At 39.1% G+C, this 22168-nt stretch carries 21 protein-coding genes; 13 read left to right on the forward strand and 8 right to left on the reverse strand.

Translation table 11 applies throughout. From position 1 onward, the window contains the following. Both ileS and DFQ12_RS23975 read right to left on the reverse strand, forming a co-directional pair. Entirely contained in the window at positions 1-3414 is a 3414-nt protein-coding gene (gene ileS / locus DFQ12_RS23970) for an isoleucine--tRNA ligase (RefSeq protein ID WP_120261575.1), read from the reverse strand. A gap of 335 nt (positions 3415-3749) precedes the next feature. Continuing rightward, positions 3750-4100 carry a HesB/IscA family protein gene (locus DFQ12_RS23975; RefSeq protein ID WP_108635906.1) on the reverse strand — a complete coding sequence of 117 codons (351 nt, stop codon included), beginning with the start codon at positions 4098-4100 and terminating at the stop codon, positions 3750-3752. Positions 4101-4385: 285 nt separating this feature from the next. Between DFQ12_RS23975 and glyA the strand changes: the two genes are divergently transcribed. The 8 genes from glyA to purE all read left to right on the forward strand — a co-directional run bounded on the left by glyA (position 4386) and on the right by purE (position 12159). Continuing rightward, positions 4386-5657 (forward strand): serine hydroxymethyltransferase, encoded by a 1272-nt coding sequence (gene glyA / locus DFQ12_RS23980; protein WP_120261576.1) that lies wholly within the window; start codon positions 4386-4388, stop codon positions 5655-5657. 635 nt (positions 5658-6292) lie between these two features. Continuing rightward, positions 6293-6841: an RNA polymerase sigma factor gene (locus DFQ12_RS23985; protein WP_408022393.1), complete on the forward strand. Its 549-nt coding sequence runs from the start codon at positions 6293-6295 to the stop codon at positions 6839-6841. A 233-nt stretch (positions 6842-7074) separates the two neighbouring features. Further along, the gene (locus tag DFQ12_RS23990; RefSeq protein ID WP_120261577.1) at positions 7075-7770 is read left to right on the forward strand and encodes a zinc metallopeptidase; all 696 of its coding nucleotides are present in this window, start codon (positions 7075-7077) and stop codon (positions 7768-7770) included. Positions 7771-7905: 135 nt separating this feature from the next. Then, positions 7906-9246 (forward strand): signal recognition particle protein, encoded by a 1341-nt coding sequence (gene ffh, locus DFQ12_RS23995; protein ID WP_120261578.1) that lies wholly within the window; start codon positions 7906-7908, stop codon positions 9244-9246. Between the two features lie 127 nt (positions 9247-9373). Then, entirely contained in the window at positions 9374-9961 is a 588-nt protein-coding gene (locus DFQ12_RS24000) for an NADH-quinone oxidoreductase subunit A (RefSeq protein WP_120261579.1), read from the forward strand. 2 nt (positions 9962-9963) lie between these two features. After that, entirely contained in the window at positions 9964-10467 is a 504-nt protein-coding gene (locus tag DFQ12_RS24005) for an NADH-quinone oxidoreductase subunit B (RefSeq protein WP_104384901.1), read from the forward strand. A gap of 32 nt (positions 10468-10499) precedes the next feature. Next, positions 10500-11642, forward strand: coding sequence for a 5-(carboxyamino)imidazole ribonucleotide synthase (locus DFQ12_RS24010; protein WP_120261580.1), 1143 nt, complete (start codon positions 10500-10502; stop codon positions 11640-11642). Positions 11643-11649: 7 nt separating this feature from the next. Next, positions 11650-12159 carry a 5-(carboxyamino)imidazole ribonucleotide mutase gene (purE, locus tag DFQ12_RS24015; RefSeq protein ID WP_120261581.1) on the forward strand — a complete coding sequence of 170 codons (510 nt, stop codon included), beginning with the start codon at positions 11650-11652 and terminating at the stop codon, positions 12157-12159. A gap of 43 nt (positions 12160-12202) precedes the next feature. On the opposite strand, the gene DFQ12_RS24020 is transcribed toward purE, so the two are convergent. The 4 genes from DFQ12_RS24020 to bshA form a co-directional block, all read right to left on the reverse strand. Next, on the reverse strand, positions 12203-13186 hold the full coding sequence (locus DFQ12_RS24020; RefSeq protein WP_244211839.1) for a sugar phosphate isomerase/epimerase family protein: 984 nt from the start codon (positions 13184-13186) through the stop codon (positions 12203-12205). Between the two features lie 252 nt (positions 13187-13438). After that, a complete protein-coding gene (frr, locus tag DFQ12_RS24025) occupies positions 13439-14002 on the reverse strand; it encodes a ribosome recycling factor (protein ID WP_120261582.1) in 564 nt (187 codons plus the stop codon). A 28-nt stretch (positions 14003-14030) separates the two neighbouring features. Further along, positions 14031-14735 (reverse strand): UMP kinase, encoded by a 705-nt coding sequence (gene pyrH / locus DFQ12_RS24030; protein ID WP_075991132.1) that lies wholly within the window; start codon positions 14733-14735, stop codon positions 14031-14033. A gap of 74 nt (positions 14736-14809) precedes the next feature. Continuing rightward, on the reverse strand, positions 14810-15952 hold the full coding sequence (bshA, locus tag DFQ12_RS24035) for an N-acetyl-alpha-D-glucosaminyl L-malate synthase BshA (protein WP_120261583.1): 1143 nt from the start codon (positions 15950-15952) through the stop codon (positions 14810-14812). A 208-nt stretch (positions 15953-16160) separates the two neighbouring features. On the opposite strand from bshA, the gene DFQ12_RS24040 reads away from it, so the two are divergent. From DFQ12_RS24040 to DFQ12_RS24060, 5 genes are all read left to right on the forward strand, one after another. Then, the gene (locus DFQ12_RS24040; protein WP_120261584.1) at positions 16161-16880 is read left to right on the forward strand and encodes a DUF1003 domain-containing protein; all 720 of its coding nucleotides are present in this window, start codon (positions 16161-16163) and stop codon (positions 16878-16880) included. Beyond that, the gene (gene arfB / locus DFQ12_RS24045) at positions 16877-17281 is read left to right on the forward strand and encodes an alternative ribosome rescue aminoacyl-tRNA hydrolase ArfB (RefSeq protein ID WP_120261585.1); all 405 of its coding nucleotides are present in this window, start codon (positions 16877-16879) and stop codon (positions 17279-17281) included. Before DFQ12_RS24040 ends, arfB begins: the two co-directional genes overlap by 4 nt. Positions 17282-17430: 149 nt before the next feature. Further along, positions 17431-17799, forward strand: a complete 369-nt coding sequence (locus tag DFQ12_RS24050) for a BlaI/MecI/CopY family transcriptional regulator (RefSeq protein WP_120261586.1) — start codon at positions 17431-17433, stop codon at positions 17797-17799. 29 nt (positions 17800-17828) lie between these two features. Continuing rightward, on the forward strand, positions 17829-19868 hold the full coding sequence (locus tag DFQ12_RS24055; RefSeq protein ID WP_120261587.1) for an energy transducer TonB: 2040 nt from the start codon (positions 17829-17831) through the stop codon (positions 19866-19868). Positions 19869-19880: 12 nt separating this feature from the next. Further along, complete coding sequence (locus tag DFQ12_RS24060) at positions 19881-20774, forward strand: hypothetical protein (protein WP_120261588.1); 894 nt, start codon at positions 19881-19883, stop codon at positions 20772-20774. 36 nt (positions 20775-20810) lie between these two features. Here DFQ12_RS24060 and DFQ12_RS24065 read toward each other — a convergent pair whose 3' ends face one another. Continuing rightward, positions 20811-21101 carry a chaperone modulator CbpM gene (locus DFQ12_RS24065; RefSeq protein ID WP_120261589.1) on the reverse strand — a complete coding sequence of 97 codons (291 nt, stop codon included), beginning with the start codon at positions 21099-21101 and terminating at the stop codon, positions 20811-20813. Between the two features lie 4 nt (positions 21102-21105). Then, positions 21106-22041 carry a DnaJ C-terminal domain-containing protein gene (locus DFQ12_RS24070; protein WP_120261590.1) on the reverse strand — a complete coding sequence of 312 codons (936 nt, stop codon included), beginning with the start codon at positions 22039-22041 and terminating at the stop codon, positions 21106-21108. Positions 22042-22168: the final 127 nt, after the last annotated feature.

Here is a 22168-nt window from a genome sequence, read left to right on the forward strand (position 1 = left end):
TTAATTTTTTTGGATTAATGCCTTAAGTTCTTTGCCATCGATCTCGATGGTCTCTCCTTCAGTTAGTGAATCTTCAAATACCAATGAATCGGCTAGAATTTCGGTGCAAATATAAGATAAATTTTCTTTCGCTGCATTGACTACTTCTGAGGCTGCTGTTAACTTTACGTTAATTCTATCAGTCACCTCAAGTCCTTTTTCCTTCCGTAAATTTTGTAGACGGTTGATCAACTCCCTTGATAAACCTTCTTTCTTCAATTCTTCGGTGATATGAACATCCAAAGCTACGGTCAATTTACCCAGATTAGCAACTTGCCATCCCTCCACATCCTCTGCTATAATTTCTACATCGCTTAATAGAATAGTATATGGCGTACCTGTTAGGGCCAATTCACCGGCTGATTCCAATGTGCTGATTTGATCTATAGTCAACGATTGGATAGACGAAGAAACTAACTTCATATCCTTACCAACTTTCGCGCCAAGAGCTTTGAAGTTTGGTTTTATTTTTTTCTTGATTATACCAGTTGTATCCGTAATAAACTCAATATCTTTGATATTGGTTTCCGAAAGTATCAAATCTTTTACTTTTTCCACCTTCTCCTGGAAAGCACTGTCCAATACAGGAACGAGGATTTTGTTTAATGGCTGACGTACATTGATCGACGTTTTCTTACGTAGTGAAAGTGTCAAAGACGAAATATCCTGCGCCAGGGCCATACGTTCTTCCAGATCTTTATCCACTAGTTTTTCATCGTATACTGGAAAGTTGGCTAAGTGAACTGACTCAACTTGTTCCTTATTGGTTGCAGTATTCAAATCTAAGAACAGTCTATCCGAGAAGAATGGCGATATTGGTGACATTAATTTCGCAATGGTATCCAGACAAGTGTATAATGTCTGATATGCAGAAATCTTATCTTCGGTATATTCTCCTTTCCAGAAACGACGACGGCACAAACGAACGTACCAGTTACTCAAGTGTTCATCCACAAAGTTTTGGATTGCACGTGCGGCTTTCGTCGGTTCGTAATCCGCTAGATATTCATCCACTTCTTTCGTTAGTGAATTTAGTAACGAGATAATCCAGCGGTCGATTTCAGGACGGTTTTCTAATACAATATCTGGTTCTACATAGGAGAACTTATCAATGTTGGCATAAAGCGCAAAAAATGCATAGGTATTGTATAGCGTACCGAAGAACTTACGGCGTACCTCATCCAATCCCTCCATGTTGAATTTTAAGTTGTCCCAAGGAGCAGCATTGCTGATCATATACCAACGGGTAGCATCAGCACTATATTGATCGATCGTTGAGAAAGGATCAACACCATTGCCTAAGCGTTTGGACATCTTATTTCCGTTTTTATCCAATACCAATCCATTGGAAACAACGTTTTTGAAAGAGACCGATTTATACATCATTGTAGAGATCGCATGTAGCGTAAAGAACCATCCACGAGTCTGATCCACACCTTCGGCGATGAAGTCAGCAGGATATGCATGATTGAATCCATCTTTAAATGGAAACTCTTCACCTTTTGCCAGTTTCTCATGATCCAATCCCCATTGTGCATAAGGCATTGCTCCCGAATCGAACCATACGTCAATTAAGTCAGGCTCACGGAATAATTTTTGACCAGCATCAGAAACAAGAACGATATCGTCAACATATGGACGGTGTAAATCTAGCTTTTCTGTGTCAAATTTATCTAGATAGGCTTGGTTTTTCGCTTTCTCATTTGCCGATAGAACATCCGAAGTCAGGGAGGCCTCTAACAAAGACTTTAATTCAGGTAACGAACCGATACAGACCTCTTCATTCTCATCTTCTGAACGCCAGATTGGAAGTGGTGTACCCCAGTAACGAGAGCGAGAAAGGTTCCAATCGACCAGGTTTTCCAACCAGTTTCCAAAGCGTCCTGTTCCGGTAGCTTCAGGTTTCCAGTTGATCGTTTTATTTAAAGCTACCAGATCCTCTTTTACCGCAGTAGTACGGATAAACCAGCTATCCAATGGATAGTATAAAACCGGCTTGTCTGTACGCCAACAGTGTGGGTAGGTGTGCTCGTATTTTTTAACATCAAATGCCTTATTATCCTCTTTTAGTTTGATCGAGATCAAGACGTCAGTAGGTTTGAAATCTTCTTTCGCACGTTCTTCTGCACTGTAGTATTCCTCTTTTACAAATCGTCCTGCAAAATCGGTGATTTCATTCACAAAACGACCTGTACGGTCTACCGTAGGAACATCTTTCCCATTTTCGTCTTTGACCAAAATACCCGGTACACCGTGTTCTTTTGCTACACGAAAGTCATCTGCACCATAGGTCGGCGCAGCATGCACGATACCCGTACCATCTTCAGTGGTCACAAAGTCACCAGGGATTACACGAAAAGCATTCTCTTGTAAATCTTCATTGGTGATATAAGGCAACAATTGTTCATAGCGCAAGCCGACAAGCTCTTCCCCTACAAATTCTGTTGCAAGTTCCCAAGGGATAACTTTATCACCCAACTTGTAGTCTTGGAAAGAGGCATCTTGCCCCTCTGCTTTAAAATGCTTGCTGATCAGATCTTTTGCCAATATAACAGATACTGGTGCACCTGTATATTTATTGAAAGTTCTGATTTTGACATAGTTTATTTTCTTGCCAACAACCAAAGCTGTATTGGACGGTAAGGTCCAAGGCGTAGTCGTCCAGGCGATAAATGCAACATCTTCGGCTTCATCATCCACTAACTTTTCAATCGCTGGATGGAGCTGGCTTTTGATCAATCTAAATTCAGCAACAATTGTTGTATCCTTCACATCTTTATATGTACCCGGTTGATTAAGCTCATGCGAACTCAATCCTGTACCTGCAGCAGGTGAATAAGGTTGAATGGTATAACCTTTATACAATAAGCCCTTTTTATAGAGCTCTTTTAACAAATACCATAACGTTTCGATGTATTCGTTTTTATACGTGATGTAAGGATGTTCAAGATCAACCCAATAACCCATTTTGTTGGTTAGGTCATTCCATACATCGGTATATTTCATCACTTCCTTGCGGCAAGCGTCATTATATTCTTCTACGGTAATCTTTTTGCCGATATCCTCCTTAGTAATACCAAGAGCTTTCTCGACGGCAAGTTCAATTGGAAGTCCGTGGGTATCCCAGCCTCCTTTTCGTTTTACCTGGTAGCCTTTCAATGTCTTGTAGCGACAGAAAATATCCTTGATCGTACGAGCCATCACGTGATGGATTCCAGGCATTCCATTCGCAGAAGGTGGCCCTTCAAAAAATGTATATGACTTGCTCTCAGGGCGATTATTGATACTTTTTTCGAATATTTTTTCCTGTTCCCAACGGGTCAAAATCTCTTTACCAATTTCCGGTAAATTTAACTGCTTATATTCTTTGTACATCAGACTGTTGTATGCTTCTTTTCTAAAGGTCGCTAATTTAGTGAATTATGATGGAAAAAGAAAGAGGGCTTTGTTGCTGTAGTATCATTATATGATGTGCAAAATATTTTTGAAAAACCCCAATACTGTCAATGATCAACGATTACACGATCATGGTGGCTGATGAAGTCGAATTGAAAGCTAGGAGATAGGGCGACCGTAGTAGGAATAAGTTGATTAAAGGGCAGTTGAATTTTTCGAAACCGTTGATTAGGATTGCTGTTATAGAGGACTAATACAAAAAAGGGATTGCTTTCGGCAATCCCTTTTTCATTAGAATATGTGTAAATTTCAACTTATGCTGAAAAACTACTTCCACAACCACAAGTGCTACTTGCATTTGGGTTATTGAAAGTAAAACCTCTTGCGTCAAGCCCTGATTTGAAGTCAATTTCCATGCCTGCAAGGTATAAGCCATGTGCTTTGTTCATAAAAATGCGGATTCCTTCAATTTCGTACTCGCTGTCTCCATCTTTTTTCTGGTCAAAACCAAGGATATAACTCATACCTGAACAACCACCACCTTCTACACCGACACGTAAACCAAAATCATCAGAAATTTCTTGCTGATCTTTTAATTTATTGAGTTCCTTGATTGCCCCTTGCGTTAAGGTAACAGGAGCAATTGCTGTATGTTCTGTGCTCATTTTAATAATGTTTTAGCCAATTCTTTAGCAAAAATACATATTTTTAATCGCAAATCGCCCACCATAGATTTTTTGACATTTACAAAACATTCGATTTTTATTGGATTGGGAGACTCCAGATAGGAGTTAAAAGGAGACTACGTTAATTAGCTAATTCGCATAAATAAGCCCATTTTTCTAGGAACATTTAATAAAATATGGCTTTTTGTCGATATTCTTTATGGAATATGCTATCTTTGAGGCATTAAAATAAAAACAAAATTTACTTTACAACATTTAAAAACAATGGAAAGAGATCAAGCCATTTTTAATTTAATAGCTGATGAGCTGAAACGCCAAGAAGAAGGTATTGAATTAATTGCTTCGGAAAACTTTGTTTCAAAACAAGTGATGGAAGCTGCTGGTTCAGTGTTGACAAATAAATATGCAGAAGGCCTCCCAGGAAAACGTTACTATGGAGGTTGTGAAGTTGTGGATGAAATTGAAACCATCGCAATTGATCGTGCAAAGCAATTATTTGGCGCAGAATGGGTAAATGTTCAACCTCACTCTGGAGCGCAGGCAAATGCGGCTGTTTTTTTGGCGACAATCAAACCTGGAGACAAAATTTTAGGTCTTGATTTATCTCATGGTGGACACTTGACTCATGGATCACCAGCAAACCTTTCTGGTAAGATCTATCAACCATTATTTTACGGTGTAAAAGAAGAAACAGGTCTAATTGATTACGAACAGTTGGAAGAAACCGCGCTTCGTGAAAAACCAAAAATGATCATCTGTGGTGCTTCAGCTTACTCCCGTGACTGGGACTATGCACGCATCCGTAAAGTTGCTGATGAAATCGGTGCGATTGTTTTGGCTGATATCTCCCATCCAGCAGGTTTGATCGCGCGTGGTCTATTGAATGATCCACTTCCTCATTGTCATATTGTTACAACTACGACACACAAGACACTACGTGGCCCTCGTGGTGGTATGATTATGGTCGGTAAGGATTTTGAAAACCCTTGGGGTATCAAAACACCTAAAGGTGAAATCCGTACGATAACGCAATTGTTGGATTTAGCTGTTTTCCCGGGTACGCAAGGCGGTCCCTTGGAGCATACAATTGCTGCAAAAGCAATTGCTTACGGTGAGGCTTTGTCAGACGAGTATATGGAATACATTGTTCAGGTGAAGAAAAATGCAGCTGCATTGGCACAATTCTTCGTTGAGCGAGATTATAAGATTATTTCTGGTGGTACAGATAACCACTTGATGTTGGTTGATCTACGTAACAAAGATATTTCTGGTAAAGAAGCTGAAGCTGTATTGGGTAAAGCAGGTATCACAACTAATAAAAATATGGTTCCTTTTGATACACGTTCTCCTTTTGTAACTTCAGGTGTGCGTTTCGGTACTGCCGCAATCACTACTCGTGGTATCAAAGAAAATGATATTATTCAAATCGGAGAGTTAATTGATGAGGCATTGAAAAATGCATCCAACGATGCTGAATTGGATAAGATTCATGGTAAAGTGAGAACCATGATGGCCGAGTTCCCATTGTATAAATAAGACAAGTCTTTATCATATAGAAAAGCGGAATCATCTTAGGGTGATTCCGCTTTTTTCGTTTTTGATCTTATACGATACCCCCCGCGTACTTGCTCCGCCACATACGAGCCATTAATGCATTTTTTTTTAAGTTTTATGCTCCGTATCTGCTATGAAATAAGGCCATACTATCTTGCGGGCAACTGTGTGCCAACCTTCTAATTAAAAGGGATTTTACCCTAATATAATAGGAGATTAATAGGTACTTTATACGCTTTTATCCGAATGAGGTCCGGACAAGGTCCGAGTGAGGTCCCTATAAAGTCCCTGTTAGTTTCGAATTTGTCTCAAAGTTAGTCACTGGATAAATTGAATCAGGCATAAGCTTTTTTTATCAAATGCCTTTTTGCGAAGTGGATGGAGTTTTTACATTCCTAAATGTTAAAAAATCTTAAATTGAAATGTAATAATTTGATTACTCAATAATTTTACGGTACTTTGAAATACTATTAATTGATTGTTTTACAATAAGAAAGGAACACTATACGCTAAACATTTACATTTTACAACAGAACTGATAATTTATTTGCGAACTGCTAAAAAGTAAGTGACGTATGAGACTTTTGAAAAGTAAGAGTGATCAAGAATTGATCCAAATGTATGTCGGGGGCCAAGAGTCCGGTCTAGAGGCATTGTTGAATCGATATAAATCGAAAATTTACACCTCTATATATATGAAAGTAAAAGACGAATATCTTGCTGAAGATATTTTCCAGGAGACTTTCATTAAAATCATCAACACATTAAAATCGGGCAAGTACAATGAAGAGGGGAAATTTTTGCCTTGGGCTATCCGTATTGCCCACAATATGATCGTTGACTTTTTTAGAAAAGCCAAGCGGGCCCCAAATATTGTTAATGCGGATGGTTTCGACATTTTTGAAGTATTGGAATTCAGCGATGAAAGTGCTGAATCAAAAATGCTGAAACAACAGGTCGATGTCGACTTAAAGAAAATGATCCAGAAACTACCAGATGATCAGAAAGAGGTTTTAATTATGCGCCACTTCTGTGATATGAGTTTCAAGGATATTGCGGAGATAACAGAGGTGAGTATCAATACCGCCTTAGGAAGAATGCGCTATGCATTGAGTAATTTGCGTAAAATGATAGAAGGCTCCGACTTGGTCTTTCAGATGGGATAATGAAATAAGCACTATAATTTAGAAAATAACAAGCAAAGGGAGTGAATTTTTCACTCCCTTTTTTATGCTACAATGTCATGTCGGCATCAGAAGAAATTGTTCTTTTTGTCAGTTATACGCTTTTTATTATCTTAGAAGTTCATGCCTTTATCAATTTATAGGAATTGGAATGAGGTTTGATGATTATATTGAAACTATTAAAAAGAGAATAACGATAAAAATATAAAAAAGCTATGTACTTGATTTTATTTATTGGAATAATGGTGGTAAGCCTAATTGTCCAGACAAGATTTAAAAACAAATTTAAGAAGTATTCAGAGATGCCATTGGGGAATGGAATGTCCGGTGCTGAGATTGCGCAGAAAATGCTAAATGATAATGGTATATATGATGTAAAGGTGTTGTCGATCCCTGATCGCTTGGGCGATCATTACAATCCATCGGATAAAACGGTCAACTTGAGTCCTGAAGTATATAGTGGTCGCAGTGTAGCGGCAGCAGCGGTCGCGGCTCATGAATGTGGTCACGCTGTCCAGCATGCGAAAGCATATAAATGGTTGGGTTTCCGTTCAGCGATGGTACCAATGGTCAATGCGGCTTCCAAACTAACTTCATGGGTATTAATGCTCGGTGTGATGTTATTTGCTTTTTCCAAAGGCGGTAATCCGTGGTTGTTAGCGGTAGGTGTAGGTGCATTGGCGATTACAACAATATTTTCGTTTATCACACTTCCTGTAGAATTTGATGCGTCAAACCGCGCTTTGGAATGGTTGAACCATGCGGGTGTTACTTATAATGGTGAGGAACATGATGGTGCTAAAGATGCATTAAAATGGGCTGCTATGACCTATGTCGTTGCTGCTTTGAGTGCCTTGGTAACACTTTTATACTATGCTTCCATCTTATTTGGTGGGCGTAGGAGTGACTAATGAGTGGCTAGGTAACTCGAGTATACAAAGAAATGCGATTATTTTTAATAGTCGCATTTTTTATGGGGTGTTAATGAGGTTACTACAGACAATTTTTTTAACTTTGCTGTTTATATAGAATAAGATTCAGATTTTATGTTTTCAAATCTTCAAGATAAGCTAGATAGGGCCTTTAAGGTATTAAAAGGACAAGGCAGTATTACCGAAATCAACGTTGCTGAAACGATGAAAGAAATTCGCAAAGCATTGTTGGATGCCGATGTGAATTACAAGACTGCTAAAACTTTTACAGATGATGTTAGACAAAAAGCTTTAGGGCAGAATGTATTGACAAGTATTTCTCCGGGTCAGTTGTTGACTAAAATCATGAATGATGAGTTGACAGAATTGATGGGTGGGTCTGTCACAGAGTTGGAGATTGGCAAAAATCCTACTGTTATTTTGATTGCAGGTCTGAATGGTGCCGGTAAAACAACTTTTTCTGGTAAGCTAGCATTATTCCTGAAAGATAAAAAGAATAAAAAACCATTGTTGGTCGCAGGTGACGTTTATCGCCCAGCAGCGATTGATCAATTGGAAGTTTTGGCTGAACAAGTTGGTGTTCCTGTTTATGTTGATAGAGCATCAACAGACCCGATTGCTATTGCCAAAGCAGGTGTTGAAGAGGCAAAACGCAATGGTCATAATGTTGTTATCATCGATACTGCTGGTCGTCTGGCCATAGATGAGCCTTTGATGGTGGAGATCACCGCTGTTAAGGAAGCGACAAAACCTGATGAGATCTTATTTGTTGTTGACTCGATGACTGGTCAGGATGCAGTCAATACAGCGAAGACATTCAACGATCGTCTTGATTTTACCGGTGTCGTATTAACCAAATTAGATGGTGATACGCGCGGCGGTGCTGCATTATCAATTAAATCTGTTGTCAATAAACCAATTAAGTTTATTGGTACCGGAGAGAAGATGGATGCACTTGATGTTTTCTACCCAGATCGTATGGCGTCCCGTATTTTAGGTATGGGTGACGTGGTATCCTTGGTAGAGCGTGCACAACAACAGTTTGACGAAAAGCAGGCTGCGGAGCTTCAAAAGAAAATCCGTAAGAATAAATTTGATTTCAATGATTTCAAATCTCAGATCCAACAGATCAAAAAAATGGGTAACATGAAAGATTTGATGGGTATGATTCCTGGAGTAGGGAAAGCAATGAAGGATATTGAAGTCGATGATAATGCATTCAAACCTATCGAAGCCATCATTGATTCAATGACACCTTTTGAACGTGAAAATCCGGATGTAATAGACCAAAAGCGTCGTTTACGTATTGCTAAAGGTTCAGGAACTGACATTAATGAAGTGAACAAATTGTTGAAGCAATTTGGTGACATGCGTAAAGTGATGAAACAAATGTCTAATCCTGCAATGGCTGCGAAGTTGATGCGTAATATGCCTAAAATGCCTGGAAAAATGTAATTTTAATGTATAGTTATATACGATGGGGCATTGTACGCATACAATGCCCCATTTTTTTTAATAAATAATTTGTAATTTCAAGTTCCTCGCTAGAGTAAACGAAATAATTGTTAAATTTGTAAACATTATGGATGACCCCGCGCAATTATCGGAATACGGCAAAATCCTTATCATTCTGCTGATAGGGGCATTGTTAGTCTGTGCGACCATTTTTCTAGCACGTTTAATCTCTCCCAAAAAGAATAATCCCATTAAATCTGGTACTTACGAATGTGGCGAAGATCCTATCGGTTCCTCTTGGGTACAATTCAATCCTCGATTTTACGTCATCGCTTTAGTGTTCCTGCTTTTTGATGTTGAGCTCATCTTTATTTTTCCTTGGGCTACAGTATTTGGCCAATCGGAATACATTGCCGCGGACGGCAGATGGGGATGGTTTACGATGATTGAAATGGCGATGTTTATCGGTATTTTAATCTTGGGATTGGTTTTTGTCTGGAAAAAAGGAGATTTGGAATGGGTAAAACCCAATGTATCTCTACCTAAGGTTCCTGTAAATATTCCTCAAAGTGCTTATTCAACATTGAACAACAGCAGCTATCAAGTGCGGGACTATAGAGAGCCGGCGGCTGCGGTCGTAGAGAATACTGTTGCGCAAGAAGTGGCAGCTGCGCCGAAGATCGCTTTTAAACCTCGATTTAAAAAACCTGAGTAAGCATGAGTTTAGATAGTCAACTGCAAAATAATGGTGTCGTTGTTGCCAAATTGGATGATCTGCTAAATTGGGCAAGACTTTCTTCGATGTGGCCGATGAGTTTTGGTATTGCCTGCTGTGCGATCGAAATGATGGGAGCCATGGCTTCAACTTATGACCTGGATCGGATGGGTGTTTTTCCTAGACCCTCACCGAGACAATCAGATGTTATTATTATTGCTGGTACAGTCACATTTAAAATGGCTGACCGTATAAAAAAACTATACGAGCAGATGCCCGATCCGAAATATGTGATCTCAATGGGATCCTGTTCCAATTGTGGTGGTCCCTATTGGCAGCATGGTTATCATGTGGTGAAGGGAGTGGATCGGATTATCCCGGTGGATGTGTATGTTCAGGGATGCCCACCTCGTCCGGAAGCACTGATAGGTGCTTTTATTGAACTGCAAAAAAAGATAGATAAAGAAAGCTTATTAGGTGAACAGCTGTTCAAGGAAAAAGCTTAAAAGATAAATTTTATAAGATTTTAGAATCAATTATGGCAAAAGATTTTTATGGCGAACTGCAATTAGGCATTCTTGGTGGTGGTCAACTCGGAAGAATGTTAATCCAGGAAGCCATTAATTACAATGTAAACGTTCATATACTAGATCCCGATAAGAATGCTCCTTGTCGTAAACTGTGCAATAAATTTGAATGTGGTTCATTGAGCGATTTCGAGACAGTATATAATTTTGGTAAAGACCTGGATTTGATTACTATCGAGATCGAAAAAGTGAATGTGGATGCATTGGAGAAACTGGAAGAGGAGGGAGTGATCGTTTATCCGCAGTCGCGTATTATTCGCCTGATCCAGGATAAGGGATTACAGAAACAGTTTTTTAAACAAAATGATATCCCGACTTCTGCGTTTCAATTGATATCAACTAAAGATAACTTAACAAATGCTTCGTTGAGTTTACCCTACATTCAAAAACTACGTAGAGATGGCTATGATGGAAAAGGTGTAAAGAAGATCGTTACTGAAGCGGATATCCAGGATGCCTTTGAAGAGCCAAGTTTGATTGAAGAGTGGGTAGACTTTGAAAAGGAAATTGCTGTTATTGTTGCACGTAACGATAGAGGTGATGTTTCCACTTTTCCAATGGTAGAAATGGAATTTAATCCACAAGCTAATTTAGTGGAGTTTCTTATCGCGCCATCATTATATGGTGTAGAGATTCAGCAACGTGCGGAAGCAATTGCGAAGAAAATCGCGGATGATCTACAGATCGTTGGTTTGCTTGCAGTGGAAATGTTCCTAACGAAAAATGGTGACATTCTGGTGAATGAAATAGCTCCGCGGCCGCATAATAGTGGACATCAAACAATCGAGGGGAATTATGTTTCTCAATTTGCTCAACATTTAAGAGCAATATTCAATTTACCATTGGGAGATACACGATGCCGGACAACTGCTGTCATGATCAATCTATTGGGCGAGGATGGTTATGAGGGCTTAGCAAAATATGATGGAGTAGAAGAGGTATTGGCGATGGAGGGAGTCTATTTACATCTGTATGGCAAGAAGTATACAAAACCATTCCGTAAGATGGGACATATCTGTATCATCAATGATGACCGGGATAAAGCCATCTCCAACGCAAGAAAAGTACAAGAAATATTAAAAGTTAAAGCTTAATAATACTATGTCAGTCAATAATAAGGCCCAGGTAGGCATTATCATGGGAAGTAAATCCGATCTTCCGGTTATGCAGGATGCCATCGATGTCCTGAAAGTCCTTGGAGTAGAATTTGAGGTCACAATCGTTTCGGCACACCGTACGCCACAACGTATGTTTGATTATGCTAAAAATGCCGCATTCCGTGGTTTGAAAGTAATTATTGCGGGAGCTGGTGGTGCTGCGCATTTACCAGGAATGGTGGCTTCAATAACGCATTTGCCTGTAATCGGTGTACCTGTAAAATCATCTAACTCTATTGATGGGTGGGATTCGGTACTATCCATCTTGCAGATGCCTAATGGTATTCCTGTCGCAACAGTTGCGCTAAACGCTGCAAAAAATGCGGGTATATTGGCTGCTCAGATCCTAGGTACGCATGATGCGACAATAAGCAAAAAAATTATTGATTTTAAAGAAGAATTAGCCCGTAAAGTGATTGAAACTGCGGTCGAAGTAGAGGATACACAATTCTAATAAAATCTTATCAAATAAAAAAGGGGAGCATTGCTCCCCTTTTTTATTTGATAAGATTTGCCTGAACGTAATCGTAGCTTTTTTTAAGACTTTCCATCTTGTTTGGCATATAGATATCGTCTTGCTCTACGAAAGCGTATTTTAAGCCAGCTTTAGTCTTTTCTTTGACAATTTCCGGAAAAGCGATGCTTCCGGTACCAACTTCGGTATATCTGATATCCTTAAAGATTTGTTCAACAGGTAACTTACCATCCTTAGGCCATTCGATCGGATTAGATTTTGTACGGTCCATATCCTTCACATGCCATAGTTTAAATCTATTGGGGAATTTTTCAAATATGGAGATGGGGTTTTTCCCGGCTTTCTCGGTCCAGAAAAGATCAAGCTCAAAATCGACAAGATCAGGTTCTGTAAAAGCCAGCATGACATCTTCACCTGTCGTATTGTTCCCTAAATCCCTAAATTCCCAAAAATGGTTGTGGTAAGCAACCTTTAGCCCCATCTTTTTGGCTTGTTCTCCAGCCTTATTGAGCTGTTCGGCAGCATAGAGATAGTCATCTTTTTTAAGCGCATTGATATCGAACATCGGTGTTACTGGCGCAATCACATATTCCTGTCCAAGTTCTTTTGCAGCATCAAAGTAAACGGATAAATCTTCTTTATCAGTATGTGATTTACTGAGGTATTTAGACATATCATAGTGCCCTGAGTGCGTTTTTAGGCCATTGTCATCCAGAATCTTTTTAAGCTCTTTATAGGGTAATTTCCAAAATTGTTTGGCAGTAGAATCTATGCCATAAAGCTCAACATGTTTGTAGCCAATTTTTGCGACCTGCTCCAAAGATCCTTTCGGATCTATATCCATCAAATCACGTATGGAGTACAGCTGTACGCCTATATTCTGCAAAGGATTGTCACTGACAGCACCCGTTTTGTTTTGACAAGATATCAAGTTGGGCATCAGATAAGCTGCCGAAAGACCTATTCCAGCTTGCTTTAAAAATTGACGGCGAGAATTGTTCATCATATAACTGATTATGTGTTAGTGTACAATGTACAATTATTTTGTTCAAAAATCAATAAAACATGCGGGAATATTTTTGTGAAAGGATAATATTAAATTATCAGAAAATAAGAAAGACTTGATTAAAAAGTAAAAACAAACCTGCTGAAAATTGCACATTTGCTAAGTGGAGGGGAGAGGATACAAAACAGCAATAAAAAAAACGAGGATGTCCAAGCTTTTGAACATCCTCGTTTTGTGTTTAAGAATAAGAACTTAAACAGTCATGATATCTTTTTCTTTCAGTTCAGACAGATTATCAACTTTTACAATGTATGCATCAGTCAATTTTTGTACTTCCCCTTCGGCGGTTTTGATTTCGTCCTCTGAGGCACCATCATTTTTTAATTTTTTGATGGACTCATTGGTGTCTTTGCGGATATTACGGATACCAATACGGCCTCTTTCAGTCTCCTCTTTTACTTTTTTCACCAAGTCACGTCTTCTTTCCTCTGTCAAAGGCGGGATATTCAAGCGGATCACAATACCATCATTCTGTGGGTTGACACCAAGATTAGCATCCGTAATTGCTTTTTCAATTGCGTTGATGATCGATTTTTCCCAAGGTTGGATGACAATAGTCCGAGCATCAGTTGTATTGATGTTAGCTACTTGTGAAAGTGGAGTAGCACTACCATAATAATCGACTGAAATACCATCTAACATAGATGGAGAAGCTTTACCGGCACGAATTTTTGTTAATTCTGACTCCGTGTGAGCAACTGCTTTGGACATCTTGTCTTTACAATCGTCCAATTCAATTGAAATTAGTTCGTTCATATAAGATTACGTTTTTTACAGATATTAATTATTTTACCACAGTTCCAACATGTTCACCATTGGCAAGTTTCAATAAATTGCCAGGCTTGTTCATGTCAAATACGATGATTGGTAATTTGTTTTCTTGACAAAGGGTAAAGGCAGTCATATCCATTACATTTAACCCTTTCTCGTATACCTCCGTGAATGAGATTTCTTCGAATTTTGTTGCACTAGGATCTTTCTCTGGATCAGCAGTATAGATACCATCTACACGTGTTCCTTTCAATACAGCATCGGCATTGATTTCAATCGCGCGCAAAGAAGCTGCTGTATCCGTTGTGAAATACGGGTTTCCAGTACCAGCTCCGAAAATAACAATACGGCCTTTTTCCAAGTGGCGTACAGCTCTTCTGCGAATAAATGGTTCACAGATCTGCTCCATCTTGATAGCTGTTAGCAAACGTGTCTTCTTACCTACTTTTTCAAGAGCATCTTGAAGCGCCATACTGTTGATTACAGTGGCAAGCATTCCCATATAGTCTGCTTGAACACGGTCCATCCCTGATTTTTCAGCACTTAAACCGCGGTAAATGTTACCACCACCGATAACAATTGCAATTTCTAAACCTTGATCGTGAATTTCTTTGATATCATTAGCGTATTGTGATACACGGTTAATATCGATACCATAGCTTTGGTCACCCATTAAGGATTCACCGCTAAGTTTTAATAAGATACGTTTGTATTTCATAATTGTTTTTTTGGAAATTTTCCAAAGGTCAAAGATAAAATTTTTTTTTCAACCCTTAAGGCCAAAAGTGATATTTATTGCGCTTTTGTTGTTTGATCAATCACTTCGTGGTAATATTGTTCGTATAAAGGCATAATATTGGACAATTGGAATTTTTTTGCATGATTTAATGCTGCTTCTTTAAATTCCTCTAATCTGTCAGCATCTTCCAAAATATAGATCGCATTCTTGGCCATATCGTCCACATCACCTACATTGCTCAGAAATCCTGTCACACCGTTTTCATTCAGTTCAGGCAATCCACCTGTATTGGATGAAACAACCGGAACCCGGCAAGCCATTGCCTCTAAGGCCGCCAAACCAAAGCTCTCGGAGCTCGAAGGCATCAAGAAAAGGTCGGAAACGGACAAGATCTCTTCCACAGCATCTTGTTTACCCAAAAAACGAACATCCATACATACATCCAATTCTCTGGACAGTTCCTCCGCGTTGCGACGTTCAGGACCATCACCAACCATTAATAGTTTGGAAGGGATGACATCATGTACTTTCTTAAATATACGGATGACATCTTCCGTATTTTTTACTTTTCTGAAATTGGAGGTATGAACCAAGATCCGCTCATTGCCTGGAGCAATCGCTTTTTTGAAATGGGAGCGGTCCCTATTGCTGAATCTATCAAGATCGATAAAGTTGGTAATCACTTTAATATCTCTGGTGATATCAAAATACCGGAGTGTCTCATCTTTTAGATTTTGTGAAACGGCTGTAACACCGTCTGACTGATTGATCGAGAAGGTGACTACAGGACTAAAGCTTTTATCTTTTCCAACCAGTGTAATATCTGTACCATGAAGTGTGGTTACTACAGGGATATTAATACCATAGGTCGTCAGTAATATTTGTTTTGCCATGAACGCAGCCGAAGCATGGGGAATGGCATAATGCACATGGATCAGATCCAGCTTTTCAAAACGTACGACATCAACCAATTTGCTGGCCAACGCAGATTCGTAAGGTAAAAAGTCAAAAAGCGGATATTGGGATACTGCAACTTCGTGGTAATAGAGGTTTTCCGAAAAGAAATCTAGGCGTGCAGGTTGTCGGTAGGTAATAAAATGGATCTCATGTCCATTGGCTGCCAAAGCCTTTCCTAATTCCGTTGCCACAACACCACTGCCACCAAACGTGGGATAACAAACAATGCCTATTTTCATCTTTATGAATTGATTTTTAAAGCAGATGACGTATTCAGATTTAATCAGCCTTTATCGGATGGAATAAATCATGATGGTTTCATCTCTAATTTTTGTGTTGCAAATTTCGACTATTTATGCCTAAAATAACAAAAACCAATTGCCATAGTTTTGTGAATTTTTTGATTACTTAAAAAGCATTATCTTTAAGTAGACATTTAAGCGGTATATGGACAATTTTACCAGTGACATCTCGGGGCAACAATTCCCTTTGGAACAACGTATTTTGGGGGCCTCTATTCGACAACCCATTTTTAAATTAATCCGGAAGGAATATCCGAATTTTGGGAAAGATAAATATATTGCAGCGACAGAACTGACACGGTTTAAGGAAGCTTATATTACCGAATTTTTGAAAGACGAGTCGGGACAGCTCAGTCAATTGGATCAACAGGTTATACAGAGCTTTAAGGACAACAAGGTCATTAGTGCAAGCATGGATAACGATGGAGTAACAGCAGCCTCAGTGGGCGAACGTGTTGCGGACAAAGTTGCTGAATTTGGAGGAAGTTGGACGTTCATTATTTCTTTCGTTGTATTTTTGCTGATCTGGATCGCGGTCAACATGTATTGGTTAAATAATAAAGGTTTCGACCCTTATCCATTTATTCTGCTTAATCTCATTTTGTCCTGTGTGGCTGCGTTGCAGGCCCCGGTGATTATGATGAGCCAAAATAGACAAGAGGCCAAGGATCGTGAACGGGCGCGGAATGATTATATGGTTAATCTGAAGGCCGAGCTTGAAATCAGGGAACTACATGAGAAAATTGATCACCTCATTATTAGAAAAGAACAGGAACTCGTTGATGTGCAGCGTGACCAAGTAGAAAAATTGGGCTTCCTGTTACAGAAAATGGAAAAAATAGAAGAAGCGTTTAAAAACAAATGAATATAACAGGATTAATAGGAGAGCTGACCTTTAAATTTTCAAGATCGGGAGGAGCAGGGGGACAACATGTCAATAAGGTATCCTCCAAAGTTACCCTGCAATGGAATGTGGAGCAGTCTGCAATTTTCTCCGCGGAAGAAAAGGCTGTGGTGACTGATAAGCTTTCGAATCGTATCAATAAAGAAGGAATATTGCAATTGGAATCGGATACGGACCGCTCACAAGTACGAAATAAGGAAATAGCCATTGATCGTTTCCTTAATCTACTGAAGGAAGCCCTTGTACCCACTAAGCCAAGAAAGAAAACCAAAATACCTTATTCCAGTGTGCTGAAAAGATTAGATCGGAAGAAACAACAATCCCAATTGAAAGCTTCACGTAGACGAAGTTTTGAGGATTAATTTGTTATAAAAAGGTATTTAGTTAAATTTTATTTATTTAATATTCAGTATGTTAAGTATATAACTAAAGAAATAGTTGTAAAACTATTTCTTTAGTTATATACTTGTGTTGTAATCGATTACAACGGTACTGTTAATAATAAGGAGTTATGGAAGATTTTAAAGAATTGACTAAAGCAGAAGAACAGATCATGCAGGAGCTTTGGGAAATGGGACGTGGTTTTGTCAAAGATATCATTGACCGACTACCTGAACCGAAACCTGCTTACAATACAGTTTCAACGATAGTGCGTATTCTCGAAACCAAGGGTTTTGTGTCGCATGAGTCTTTTGGTAAAAGCCATCAGTATTTACCGAAGATCTCAAAAGAGGAATATAAAAAAGGAATCACTGGTAAGTTGTTGAATAATTATTTTGATAATTCTCCCAAAAGCATGCTTTCTTATTTTTTGGAAGAGAATAAATTGGATGTCAAAGAATTGAACGATATTCTTTCGATCATCCAACAAAGTAAGTAACAACAACCACCTCTTATAAACTTTTGATTATGATTTACTTATTGATTGTCAATGTTTCATTGATTATCAGCTTTGCGCTCTATAAGCTGATTTTTCAAAAACTCACCTTCTTTCAATGGAATCGCGTCTATTTGATTGGGATGATAATTTTTTCGCTCTTGGCACCCATTGGGATATTTATAGAATTACCGAAAGCAGAGATAATCGCGTACTCCATACCTATGGTGGATTTGAGTGGCTATATGGAGATCGCCATCAATAGCCCCAAAGAGCAACCAATTTACTTGATAGACATCTTGAGTTATGTGTATTGGGTAGGTGTTGCAATTGCTTTCACGTTGTTGCTATTTAGAGTGATGAAGTTGGTACGTGCATTACGAGATGAACATGATTATCTAAGTTTCTCATTTTTCAATAAAATCATCATTGGAGAGTCTATTAAGGAGAAAAGTAATATTGAATCACATGAGCGTGTTCATGTCGATCAGGGGCACTCCTATGATTTGCTTGTGATGGAGCTGTTGAAAATTTTCAACTGGTTTAATCCGGTTTTATATTTCTTTCAAAAGGAGTTAAAGTTCCAGCATGAGTGTATTGCCGACGAAATCTGTTCGACAGATAAGGTGGCCTATGCCGAAATGCTGGTTGCTCATGCGCTGCAGGTGGATCATTTACCACTAACGCATGAGTTTTCTAATCATTCATTTTTAAAGAAAAGAATTATGATGTTATTTAAGAATAAATCAGCGCGGAAAAAGCGTTTGTTATATACCGCTGTATTGCCAATGCTGCTAGTTGTTGCAGGGTCTACACTGGCATTCAATACCACGCGTGCAAAGGATATTGTTTCAGATGTAGAAAGTTCGATCAACCAGGTAGAGATTGCAGGAGCAAAAGACGTCGCTACAGATCTTGAAAAGCTAATGGTGGCAAACGAAACACCTAAACCCAAATTGACTGCTATTGTTGAGCCTATTCAACCTGGTATTGAAGGCCGTATTGCACTAAATGGTGAGGGAGCAGGATTGATCCAGCAGGATACTACAAGTCCAAGGAAAGGCACTATTTTTACTGAGGTTGAAGTTATTCCCGAGCCAGTCGATGGAATGCGTAAATTTATGACCTGGGTTTCCGACAATTATGATTACCCAAAAGCCGCATTGGAAAATACAGTGAACGGTGTTATTGAAATTTCCTTTATTGTGGAGCGGGATGGAAGCTTAACGGACTTTAAAATCACAAAGGATCTGGGCTACGGCACCGGGGAGGCTGCATTGAAGTTGATGAGAAGTGCTGCGAAATGGAATCCCGGCGTACAAAATGGTAGAAAAGTACGTGTTGCCTATACTTTACCTATCCGTTTAAACTTGACTAGGGAAGAAGAAAAGCCGACTAAAGCAAAAAAAGCGGTTGCTACACCTAAGCTTGGAGCCGAAGGGTTGAGAACTTGGTTTGCCGAAAATTTTAAAATGCCTAGAGCAATATCCAATAAAGATGCTGATCCAGTGATTGAGAGTTTTTTCATCATTAATTCCGACGGCAGCATAAAGTCTCTAATTGTTGGTTCTGATCTCGGTCAAGAATTTCGTGACCGGGCAAGTAAATTGCTGTCACAGACCAAGTGGGAACCAGGTTTAGAAAATGGTCGCCCCGTGGAATCAAAGGCAGCTTTTTATTTCAAATTTAAACCTGGTGGTGAATATGTAAAAAATTATAGCCGGGTGGATGTCACTTCAGAACCTATAGGAGGGATGACTGCATTGCGTGATTATGTCATGAAGAATTTTAATCCAAATTCGACAGGTGAAGACGGGAACGTCGTTGTGCAGTTTGTCGTCGAAAAAAATGGACAACTGAATAATTTTAAAGTAATCAGTACTCCTAGTACGAAGGCAGGTGATGAGCTTGTTCGATTGTTGCGATTTGGAACAAAGTGGAAACCTGGTATTCTTGACGGTAGTCCAATTAAAAATCAATATGAACTGACGTTAAGGCTAATGAAGATGAATGCAGATCTTTATAATGTTTATCGTTGGGAGGGGGTAAAGGTGCAAAAGATTAAATCGTAGGAGATCGATCGGATGTTTAGAAAGAAGAGTACCTTATTCTTGTTTATCGCCCTTTCGCTAATCTTTACACTTGTATCCTGCAAATCCTATCAGGTAGCGCCTAATGGTTATACAGTGGAGGGCGATGAATATTTCATCAATGTGGATAAAAATCTTGCTGTATTTTTAGGAGATGATATTTTAAAAGAGGAAAACTGGGGTGCAAATACCGGACCCATCAATGTGAGTACGGTCAAGGCAGAATACACAAAAGTGCTTAAGCATCTAAATTACCAGGATACTGCTTACAAGGTATTGTTTACGGGAAGCCTGAAAGGGAATTGTAATTATGATATGCTTGCTGTGATAAACAATTATCCGAATGTTAAAGACCAGAAAAGTCATTTACTCGACTTGACCACTTTCCAGCGTGAGGAAAACAAGGAAGGGCGCTATTTTTATAGCATAGGTGAATTTAAGGGGAAGAAGCTACTACACTTTGTTATTCCGTTCAATGACCGGCTTTGGCACGAGAAGATGGTTAGTATGATCTTTCTGCTTCCGCCTGATTTCAATGATATTGTCTGGGCGAAGAATATTGTGCAATCCAATGTAGCGATGTACCGGGATCGCTATGTTTTTACGCCGAGCAGGACGGAGATACAATGCCCCGATGATGGAAGCCGTTCGCACTTGGACTATAAGATTCCTGACGAGAAGATTAATAAAACTGGCTATATGCTGATGAAAGCATACGGGAAGGTCCAAGGGAAGCGTACATTGGTAGTCTATCGACTAATGAAACCAAAAGATTTTTTTGGATCCTTTGTCGTTTGCAAAGGAGACTATGAAATTCACTATACAACACTGCAAGATAAAATCGTCTGGCAGACCAAAATCAATACAGAGAAGGATGTTGTATTCTAGTTATGCTATTTTATGGATTGGTATAAAATCCTTGGATTAATAGTCCAAGGATTTTAATTTATTTTTGAGCTGTAGAACTTCATGTTGAAGTTGCTCGACCTTATCCAATAGGTGATTGGCCACCTGAATTCCCTGTGGGTTTACTTCCAAGTCGTAATAAAGATTTGAGAAACGTTCCAGTTTCTTGAGTTCATCTTCATCAATAAATTGTTCTTCCTGTTGTATGATAATGTGAATAAGGCCATATTCCTCCATGGTCTGTAGAAAAGTTGTTTCAACTTTTCTGGATTGGCAGAAGTCAATAACTTTTATGAGTGTCGTTTCCATGAGATTATTGTTTTAAATCCTTCAGTTGCTGAAACAATGCTTTTTCCTCGTCGGAAAGATTGCTGGGCATTTTGATATTAAGGCTGACATAGAGGTCTCCGAATTCACCTTCTTTCCGGTAGAGTGGGAAACCCTTACCCTTGAGCCGCATTTTTGCACCGTTTTGACTTTCAGGTTTTATCTTTAATTTGATCTTACCTCCAAAGGTATCGAGTGTCGCCTCGCCCCCTAAAACAGCCGTATAGAGATCGATATCTAGCGAAGTATACAGGTCATTTCCCTGTCGTTTGAAGGTTGCATCGGGAGTGATATTGATTGTAATATACAAATCGCCCTTAGGGCCTCCGTTGATCCCTTCACTACCGTATCCTTTTAATTTGATTTTCTGTCCATCCTCTACACCTGCATGGATTGTAATACGAATACTTTTACCATTGATATTAAAGGTTTGTTGATGGGTTGTATAGGCCTGTTGGAGGCTTAAACTCAATTCGGCATTAAAGTCCTGCCCGCGAAAAGTACTTTGCCTACCACCGCCACGTCTACTTCCAAACATCTGTTCGAAAAAATCTGAGAATTGGCCGTCATCAAAATTTCCGGTATATTCTTGCGAACCGCCACTACCAGCAAATGGATTTCCTCCAGCACTAAACGGGTTTCCGCCACTAGATTGGGATTGTCTGTATTGTTGTTGCGCTTTTTCATATTCCTCCCCATGCTGCCAATGTTCACCATATTGGTCGTATTTTTTGCGTTTCTCAGGATCGGACAATACCTCATTTGCTTCATTAATCTCCTGGAACCGCTGTTTAGACTCATTATCATTCGGGTTTACATCAGGATGGTATTTACGCGCTAATTTGCGATATGCTTTTTTGATATCATCAGCCGAGGCTGTTTTATCAATGCCAAGCACTTTATAGTAATCTACAAAAGCCATATATCTTTGCTGTGTTATAATAAATATAACAAATTTATAAGGGCTTTGTTCTTTATTTTGATCAAAAACAAAAAGTCCCAGGTATTCAATACCCAGGACTTTTTGCCTTTATTGAAAAGCAATGCGC

The sequence above is a fragment of the Sphingobacterium detergens genome, from assembly GCF_003610355.1.
In the GTDB taxonomy this organism is placed as follows: domain Bacteria; phylum Bacteroidota; class Bacteroidia; order Sphingobacteriales; family Sphingobacteriaceae; genus Sphingobacterium; species Sphingobacterium detergens.